At 34.6% G+C, this 8,178-nt stretch carries 10 protein-coding genes; 5 read left to right on the plus strand and 5 right to left on the minus strand.

Annotation, left to right across the window (positions count from 1 at the left end):
* Positions 1 to 16: 16 nt before the first annotated feature.
* The 3 genes from AC3Y25_RS19510 to AC3Y25_RS19520 form a co-directional block, all read right to left on the minus strand.
* Positions 17 to 634: a GNAT family N-acetyltransferase gene (locus AC3Y25_RS19510; protein WP_489903891.1), complete on the minus strand. Its 618-nt coding sequence runs from the start codon at positions 632 to 634 to the stop codon at positions 17 to 19.
* Between the two features lie 400 nt (positions 635 to 1,034).
* A complete protein-coding gene (locus tag AC3Y25_RS19515; protein WP_489903892.1) occupies positions 1,035 to 1,421 on the minus strand; it encodes a DoxX family protein in 387 nt (128 codons plus the stop codon).
* Between the two features lie 143 nt (positions 1,422 to 1,564).
* A complete protein-coding gene (locus AC3Y25_RS19520) occupies positions 1,565 to 2,578 on the minus strand; it encodes a zinc-binding alcohol dehydrogenase family protein (protein ID WP_489903893.1) in 1,014 nt (337 codons plus the stop codon).
* Positions 2,579 to 2,824: 246 nt separating this feature from the next.
* Between AC3Y25_RS19520 and AC3Y25_RS19525 the strand changes: the two genes are divergently transcribed.
* Both AC3Y25_RS19525 and AC3Y25_RS19530 read left to right on the plus strand, forming a co-directional pair.
* Positions 2,825 to 3,382 carry a GNAT family N-acetyltransferase gene (locus AC3Y25_RS19525; RefSeq protein WP_489903894.1) on the plus strand — a complete coding sequence of 186 codons (558 nt, stop codon included), beginning with the start codon at positions 2,825 to 2,827 and terminating at the stop codon, positions 3,380 to 3,382.
* A 7-nt stretch (positions 3,383 to 3,389) separates the two neighbouring features.
* Positions 3,390 to 3,824, plus strand: coding sequence for a DoxX family membrane protein (locus tag AC3Y25_RS19530; protein ID WP_489903895.1), 435 nt, complete (start codon positions 3,390 to 3,392; stop codon positions 3,822 to 3,824).
* Between the two features lie 91 nt (positions 3,825 to 3,915).
* Here the strand turns inward: AC3Y25_RS19530 and AC3Y25_RS19535 are convergent, their stop codons facing one another.
* Together AC3Y25_RS19535 and AC3Y25_RS19540 are read right to left on the minus strand one after the other, a co-directional pair.
* Positions 3,916 to 4,416, minus strand: coding sequence for a hypothetical protein (locus tag AC3Y25_RS19535; RefSeq protein ID WP_489903896.1), 501 nt, complete (start codon positions 4,414 to 4,416; stop codon positions 3,916 to 3,918).
* 99 nt (positions 4,417 to 4,515) lie between these two features.
* Positions 4,516 to 5,379, minus strand: coding sequence for a helix-turn-helix domain-containing protein (locus AC3Y25_RS19540; protein ID WP_489903897.1), 864 nt, complete (start codon positions 5,377 to 5,379; stop codon positions 4,516 to 4,518).
* A 336-nt stretch (positions 5,380 to 5,715) separates the two neighbouring features.
* Between AC3Y25_RS19540 and AC3Y25_RS19545 the strand changes: the two genes are divergently transcribed.
* From AC3Y25_RS19545 to AC3Y25_RS19555, 3 genes are all read left to right on the plus strand, one after another.
* Positions 5,716 to 6,552, plus strand: a complete 837-nt coding sequence (locus AC3Y25_RS19545; protein WP_095927568.1) for a sulfite exporter TauE/SafE family protein — start codon at positions 5,716 to 5,718, stop codon at positions 6,550 to 6,552.
* Positions 6,539 to 6,946, plus strand: a complete 408-nt coding sequence (locus AC3Y25_RS19550) for a DUF1634 domain-containing protein (RefSeq protein WP_095927569.1) — start codon at positions 6,539 to 6,541, stop codon at positions 6,944 to 6,946. The genes AC3Y25_RS19545 and AC3Y25_RS19550 overlap by 14 nt, the downstream gene beginning before the upstream one ends.
* A 71-nt stretch (positions 6,947 to 7,017) precedes the next feature.
* A complete protein-coding gene (locus AC3Y25_RS19555; RefSeq protein WP_489903898.1) occupies positions 7,018 to 8,040 on the plus strand; it encodes an LLM class flavin-dependent oxidoreductase in 1,023 nt (340 codons plus the stop codon).
* Positions 8,041 to 8,178: the final 138 nt, after the last annotated feature.

Here is an 8,178-nt window from a genome sequence, read left to right on the forward strand (position 1 = left end):
GCTTCCTTATCAAAAATCAGAAACAGCAGAGCCCTTTTTTTTTCGGATCATACAGCATAGAGGTACACAAACAGTTTTTTCTGCCCTTGCTTAATAAAATAGGACAGTTGATACAGCTTTTACAGTTTTCCCAAAAAAGATCATCATTTGGCAATTCAGCGTAAGTAACGGGTTCAGAGCCAAGCTCGTGATTCATTTTCATAACGGCAAGACCAGTAGTTAGGCTGAAAATATGCGCTTCTGGATATTTTTTACGGCTAAGTTCAAAGATCTTTCTTTTAATCTTTTTTGCCAGTCCAGTGTGTCTAAACTCTGGCGCAACAATTAATCCCGAATTTGAAACATATTTGCCGTTTTCCCACGAAGATATAAAAGCAAAACCGGCCCATCTTCCATCTCGCGTAATTGCGATAACGGCTTCACCTTCTCTCATCTTTTTTTCAAGAAGCTCGGGCGGTCTACTTGAAATTCCTGTTCCGCGAGCTTTGGCAGATAATAATGTTTCTTCGCAGATTTCACTTAGATAAAAAACATGTTCGACTTTTGTTTCTTCTAAAATAAAATCATAAGATTCGGAAGCTTTTTCATGGGAAGAAAAAACAGTTGCATCTTTTCTATACTCAATAGTTTTCATGATACCTAAACTATTTTAGCAATCAACATTACGGTGATAAAAAGAACTACTGTAAAAACCATTAAGTTAACGAATCGATCTTTATTTCGTCTAGATTTATTTGAAAAGTACGTTTTTGTGATTTCTTTATTTCTTTTATTACTTGTTTTCATATTTCTTAAATGTTGTATAATTAAGGGCTTGTTTAATAATCCACAACATAAAAACAAAAGGCATGCCATAGCATCTCAAACTACAATAAACCATTCGTTATAAAACAAATAATAAAAAATCGGCTTTAATCAATTTGCAAAAGCTTATCAAAATGATAGGCTAATTTTCAAAATGGAAGGGATTTAAATAAAAAAAGCTCTAAATCGAAATTTAGAGCTTTCTTACTATTTATAAGTGACCTAATAAATTAGTCCCATTGATTGTTTTTAGAAAGGGCAAATTTACCTGCTCCAGTAAAAAACAAGGCAATAGCTCCAAAAAGGTAAAGCATTAATAATTCTAAAGCATAACCTCCGTGATCGCTAATGGTGAAAATGTCCTGAGCGTGAGCTGTTGCAACTGCAACCACACAAGTAATAGCCAAAAGAACTGCCGCAATTCTAGTTCTAAATCCTAATAAAATAGCAATTGGAGCTAAAACTTCACCAATGTAAACCGCATATCCAAATACGCCCATGTTCTCTACAAGGAAAGAAATTCCGTGAATCAGTTTAGAAACACCGTGAAAAAGCATTAATCCACCAGTACTAATACGCAATAGCAATAATCCAAGGTCTGTGTTTTTTGAAATCATAAAAAATTTTGTTTAGGTTAAAAATTTATATCAAAATTGGGTTTATAAGCCGACTAAAATACAAAAATTTCCCAATGAAAAACAATCTTATTTAAAACAATTCCAAATAACCGTTTTTAGACTATCACAAACACGATTTTACTTTAAAACTTTATCGCAATTTTTCCAATTGTTTTTCCCGATTCCAAAAGTTCGTGTGCCTTCTTTACATTTTCGGCTGTAAGTCCGTTTAAAGTGGTATTTAAAGTCGTTTTCAAGATGCCATCATCGAGTAAATCGGCTACAATATTCAGAATATTATGCTGCTCGATCATGTCTTCCGTTTGATACATAGAACGGGTGTACATCAATTCCCAAGAAAAAGAAACACTTTTACTTTTTAATTTGTTTAATGCAACAGGATCGCTGCTTCCTGTAATGGAGGCAATATGTCCCTGAGGTTTAATCAATTCGACCATTGTATCCCAATAAGCATTGGTGTCTACGAAATCTAAAATAAAGTCAACGTACTCAAAACCAGCTTCTCGAACAGATGAAACCAAATCTTTATGATCTACAACAAAATCAGCTCCCTGCTGTTTGCACCAAGCAATCGTTTCTGGACGCGACGCTGTTGCGATAACAGTTAAGCCAGCAATTTTCTTGGCTAGCTGAATGGCAATTGAACCAACTCCTCCTGCTCCACCAATAATTAAAATTGATTTTCCTTTATCTTTATCTGCACTAATTCTGATTCTGTCAAATAGAATTTCCCAAGCGGTTAAAGCCGTTAACGGAATTACAGCAGCTTCTTCAATACTTAATGCTTTTGGTTTTCTGCCTACAATTCTTTCGTCTATAATCTGATACTCTGCATTGCTACCTTGTTTGGTAATATCTCCAGCATAATAAACGGGATCGCCTACTTCAAACAAAGTAACGTCTTGTCCGACAGCTTGAACGATTCCAACAGCATCCCAGCCTATAATTTTTGGAGTTTCTAGAACGGTATCTTTTGCGCTGCTCTGGCGAATCTTAAAATCGACTGGATTTACTGAAATCGCATCAATTTTAACTAATAAATCGTGTGGTCCAGGAATTGGTTTTACGGCTTCAAATTCGATAAAACTTTCTGGGTTTTCTATGGGTAATGAGGTTTTAAATCCTATTGCTTTCATTTCTTTTTAATATTTAAATTAAAACTATACTACAAAGATAAGACGAGTTGAAATCTCAAAATTGGTATATATCAAACGTATATTTGTATATTTTTTTCAAAGATACTAAGGTTCTAAGTTGCTGAGAGGCTAAGTTTTTTTACGCAGGTTTTATTTAATGCTTTCTAAGAAATAAACACATAATCCCAATAGTTATCGGGGCTAGGTATTTAAATAAAGCCTTAAATTTGTAAAAACACTTTACTTATGAATATCAGAAAAGCCGAAAAATCAGACTCAAAATATATTGCTCCTATATTATTGTTAGCAATGGAAGACATTATCTACAAATTTATTGCAAAGGAAGATTACGCTTCCGCGAAAGACTTTCTGCAGCATTTCGTCGAAAGTGAAAACAATCAATATTCCTATCAAAACTGTTTTGTGGCCGAAGAGAATAATGAAATCATTGGTGCCGTAAACATTTATAATGGTGCTGACATTGAAGAATTACGAAATCCTATTATTGAATATGTTAGAAAACATTATAATCCTGAATTTGATCCTGAATTTGAGACCCGTGAAGGCGAATATTATATAGATTCGTTGGGCGTGAATCCGAAATATCAGGGAAAAGGAATTGGTTCTCGATTATTGCAATTTTTGATAGATAAATACGTTCATAAAAATAAAGAGGTTTTAGGTCTGCTGGTTGAGGAAGACAATCCGAGTGCTAAAAAACTGTATTTAAAACTTGGTTTTAAAGTAGTTGGAAACAAAACTTTGGTTAAGAAGAACCTAGAACATCTTCAAATCAAAAATTAATTATAGAATGAAAAATATCACAATATTAGAAGCAGGTTTAATTTTAAGAATAGTTTTAGGAATCACAATGCTTTCGGCCGTAGCAGACCGATTTGGAGTTTGGGGCGCACCAGGATCTCACGCGGTTGCCTGGGGAAATTGGGAAAACTTCGTACTCTACACCCAATCTCTAAATTCTTTTGCCAACAAAGCCACAGCAGAAGTCCTCGCAGGAATTGCCACTTTCTTTGAAGTTTTACTAAGCCTATTATTGTTATTTGGTTTCAAAACCAGACTTGCCGCTTTAGGAACTACCCTTTTAATGTTCTTTTTTGCATTTGCTATGTCGGTTTCTGTTTCTGTAAAAGCGCCTTTCGACTATTCGGTTTGGACAAGTTGTGCAGCGGCTTTACTGCTTGCCAATATTGGTAAAACATCTTATGCCGTTGACAATAGGATATAATTTTGGATAAAAGCGTTCTAGAAACTTTGTCAAAGTTTTAAACTTTGACAAAGTTAATCGCTTCAAAAAGTTCAGCTTAAAAAATATCTATTCACATCTTTTTTCGGAAATAAATTCGTTTTGGAAATTGATCTTCTATACTTTCTTTCCCATCAGATTCTTCGTAATTTAATGATCGTAAAATATCGATCAAAGCAGTATCTACGGTAAAAGCGCTTACCCAAATTAAATCGTGTTTTCGCTGAGAAGCAATTTCTTCGGCACGTTTAATAAGCACTTTTAAATCTTCTTCATCAAAATACACAATCTCACTCAGATTGATTGCTTTTGACGCTCCAAGGTTTTCATTTCGTATTCTCGATGAATCTAATTTTAAATACGCTTGCGGAGTTTCGCCAAGATGAGCCATCAGAATCTCGATCGAAAAATCATTCTGAATTCGAAACAACTCTTTTTTCGAAAGATGCTCTTCGGCATATTTTTCTCCTAACTCTTTTTCCTTAAATAAATTGGTATAGAATTGAACGGCTTTGTCTTCCATCCAAAAGACATTATCGTTGATTATGACAACAAATTTTGCAATTTTACTCATTTCTTTTCTTTAAAAATAAAAAGCAAAATTGCACCGAATGTTAGTCTAAAAAAAGAGCGATAAGGCTTCTGTTTTGTGCAAAATGTCCGCTGAATGATTTTAATCGATCTGTTTTTTTCGATATTCTAAAGGCGAAATACCTTCATAGTTTTTAAAAAATCGTCCAAAAACAGATTGATCAGAAAAATGAAGTAAATCGCTGATCTGATTGATGGACATTTTTTTATTTTGCAACAAAACTTTAGCTTCCAGAATTACCATTTCGCTAATCCAGTCAATCGCAGTCTTACCGCTGTGCTTTTTAATAACTTCAGACAAATATTTTCGGCTTACATTTAATTCATCTGCATAATGCTGTACAGTTCTGAAATTTAGAAAATCTTTAAACAGCAACTCTTTAAACTTTTCATATAAAGGGCTTTGTACTTCTGTGGGAATTTTTTCTTTTTGAATACCATCAATTTCATAAATTAAAATGTACAAATAACTTCTCAAAATAGAAGCTTGATTCTTAGATCTGTTTTCTGATGCTTCTTTAATTAAATTAAAAATACGTTCAAACTTGTTTTTATCTGTTTTAACAAGCGGAGAAAGATGGTTTTGGCTGTTTTCAAAGAAAACATACTGATTTAGAAAAAACACATTTGCTTGATTTTCTAGAAAAAACTGCGGTTTAAAAAATATGATGTCAATTAGAATTTCGTCCTCATTTTTAGAAAAACTTCTTATTACCGAAGGCCCTAAAGCAATAATAGCTGGAGCATGAACCACTTTTGTTTCGAGCCCAGTATGCATGAGTATACTTCCTTTTCTTAGAAACTCAATTGCATAGCTTTCGGCACGATAAGGCTCGGTAATGTAAGGATGCTCACTCGTCTGGATATAGAAGTACTCTTTCTGATCTGCGTACGAAAATAAACTCTTGTGATGCGTTAAGGAATACGTGAGGATTTTATTCTTCAATACTGCTGTTTTAGTTCATTAGGATTCCAAATATACCGTTTTTTTTAGTGTTCAGTCTCAGTGTTCAGTATTCAGTTTTTTTAGTGATCAGTTTATTAGTCGCAGTGTACAGTCGCAGTTTGCAGCCTTTGCGGTAAGAAAGGCTAGCTTTGTCAAAGTTTAAAACTTTGACAAAGCTTCTCGACTCTTAACCTAACTGAGATTGAATACTAAAAAACTGAACACTGAATACTAAACACTGAGTACTAAAAAAATTTTTAAGGTATATTTAAGGTCATAAAGCTATTTCGAACAAATATGTATTCGTAAATTAGCCATTACAAAAACATATCTTAAATGACAATACTTACCTTTACGCTGATTATGATTCTGGGTGCCTTTTTAGCAGGCTTTATTGGTTCATTATCAGGCTTAGGAGGCGGTATCATTATTATTCCGCTTCTTACTATTCTTCTTGGTGTCGATATTCATTATGCTATTGGAGCTGCTTTAGTCTCCGTTATCGCCACTTCTTCAGGTTCTGCAGCTGCTTATGTAAAAGAAGGAATTACCAACATGCGAATGGGAATTTTTCTCGAAATCGCTACTACTATCGGAGCCGTTTGCGGTGCTTTACTTTCTACTATCGCCCCTACTTCTTTTATTGCGGTTTTATTTGGTTTAACGCTTATTTTTTCTGCCATTAATTCGCTTCGAAAGAAAGAAGAACACATTGTTTTAGAATCTAGTCCGCTAGCTAAAAAACTTAAATTAGACGGAACTTATCCTGCTCATGATGGAGAAGTGATAAAGTACGGAACCAAAAATGTTATTGGCGGTTTTAGTATGATGGGAGTTGCGGGAATGATGTCGGGTCTTCTCGGAATTGGTTCTGGTGCTTTTAAAGTAATCGCGATGGATAATATTATGCGTGTTCCGTTTAAAGTTTCAACCACAACCAGTAATTTCATGATGGGAGTTACGGCAATGGCAAGTTCTGTAATTTATATTCAAAAAGGATATATCGAACCTGGAATTTGTATGCCGGTTGTAATTGGAGTTTTGTTTGGAGCAATGGCTGGAGCAAAAATCTTAGTAAGAACGAATCCGAAGAAATTGAGAATATTTTTTGCCTGCCTGATTTTTGTTTTGGCAATAAACATGATTTATAACGGACTAAATGGAAAAATCTAATATGGTACAAGAAGAAAAATTTGGAGAAAAAGATTTTCAAACTATTATAGGAAACCTGCTTCGTTATGGGGTTTGGATTTCGTTATCGGTTGCTTTTATTGGCGGAATTGTATATTTAATTCACAACGGAAGCCAAATTGAAGATTATTCTGTTTTTAAAGAAAATGACCGAAATATATTTGAAGTAATTACCGCTATTTACAATGGTGCAATTCAAGGAAACGGAGAATCGTTAATATTTACAGGAATTATTTTCTTGTTCATGACACCTGTTTTACGTGTATTGCTTTCGCTATTTTCATTTTTATTGGAAAAAGATTACTTGTACGTTGGTATTACATTGATTGTAATCATGATTATCATTATCAGTATTTCATTTGGTTTCTCACATTAAAAAAATTTTAGATTGTAGATTGTGGATTTTAGATTGTGGAGTTTGGAGTTTAAATATTGAAATTTAAAGACATGGAAATAGGAATAGACAGTTTTGCTTCGGCGATGTATGGCGATAACAACACACTGAGCAGTGTTGATGCTATGGAACAGCTTCTGCAGCGAATTGAATTTGCAGATCAGGCTGGGCTTGATGTTTTCGGAATTGGAGAACATCATAAAAAAGAGTTTTTAGATTCTGCTACAGCTGTTATTTTGAGTGCAGCGGCGGCTAGAACAAAAAATATCCGACTGGCAAGTGCTGTGACCGTTTTAAGTGCAGCAGATCCAGTGAGGGTTTATCAGAGTTTTGCAACTTTAGATTTGATTTCGAAAGGAAGAACCGAAATTGTTGTCGGGAGAGGATCTGCGATTGAAGCTTATCCCCTTTTTGGATATGATTTGAGAGATTATGATGCTCTTTTTAAAGAAAAACTCGAACTGCTGCTTAAAATTAGAGATAATGAATTTGTAAGCTGGGAAGGTAAATTTCGCCCTGCTTTAAATAATTTACCTGTTTATCCAAGAGCTTTACAAGAAAAACTGCCCATTTGGCTTGGTGTTGGCGGAACACCAGAATCTTTTATAAGAGCTGGATCATTAGGACTTCCGTTAATGGTTGCCGTTATTGGCGGACAAACACATCGTTTTAAACCTTTAGTCGATTTATATCGTGAAGCAGGAAAAGCAGCAGGCTATAAACCGAATGAATTAAAAGTAGGCTTGCATTCGCCTGGATATGTTGGTACAACAACGGAAAAAGCAATTGAAGAATACTATCCTGGTTATGCCGAATTATGGACAAAATTAGGATATGAAAGAGGTTGGCCTCCTGTAACCAAAGGCAAATTTGATGGCTTAATTGATGATTTAGGCGTTCTAATTGTAGGAAGTCCAGAAAGAGCTGCAGAGAAAATTCTTCGCCACAGCCAGGCTCTTGGAGGTGTGGATCGATTCACTTTCCAAATGGACAATGCGGGATTGACACACAAACAATTAATGAATGCCATTGAATTAATTGGTACAAAATTGATTCCTTTGATACGCAAGGCATAATCATTAATCTCGCAAAGTCGCTAAAACGCAAAGTTTTTATTAAAAAAAGCCACAGATTATTATGAACATGCCCCAAAAAGTTAGACACTATTTGGGGCATTTTTTATGGAAAGAAAAACAAAGTATGACTATGCATTT

This window comes from Flavobacterium sp. LK-23 (assembly GCF_058135255.1).

Coding starts and splice junctions, on each gene's coding strand:
- AC3Y25_RS19555 (WP_489903898.1), top strand. CDS start 7,018: ATGGAAATAGGAATAGACAGTTTTGCTTCGGCGATGTATGGCGATAAC.
- AC3Y25_RS19545 (WP_095927568.1), top strand. CDS start 5,716: ATGACAATACTTACCTTTACGCTGATTATGATTCTGGGTGCCTTTTTA.
- AC3Y25_RS19520 (WP_489903893.1), bottom strand. CDS start 2,578: ATGAAAGCAATAGGATTTAAAACCTCATTACCCATAGAAAACCCAGAA.
- AC3Y25_RS19515 (WP_489903892.1), bottom strand. CDS start 1,421: ATGATTTCAAAAAACACAGACCTTGGATTATTGCTATTGCGTATTAGT.
- AC3Y25_RS19535 (WP_489903896.1), bottom strand. CDS start 4,416: ATGAGTAAAATTGCAAAATTTGTTGTCATAATCAACGATAATGTCTTT.
- AC3Y25_RS19510 (WP_489903891.1), bottom strand. CDS start 634: ATGAAAACTATTGAGTATAGAAAAGATGCAACTGTTTTTTCTTCCCAT.
- AC3Y25_RS19525 (WP_489903894.1), top strand. CDS start 2,825: ATGAATATCAGAAAAGCCGAAAAATCAGACTCAAAATATATTGCTCCT.
- AC3Y25_RS19550 (WP_095927569.1), top strand. CDS start 6,539: ATGGAAAAATCTAATATGGTACAAGAAGAAAAATTTGGAGAAAAAGAT.
- AC3Y25_RS19530 (WP_489903895.1), top strand. CDS start 3,390: ATGAAAAATATCACAATATTAGAAGCAGGTTTAATTTTAAGAATAGTT.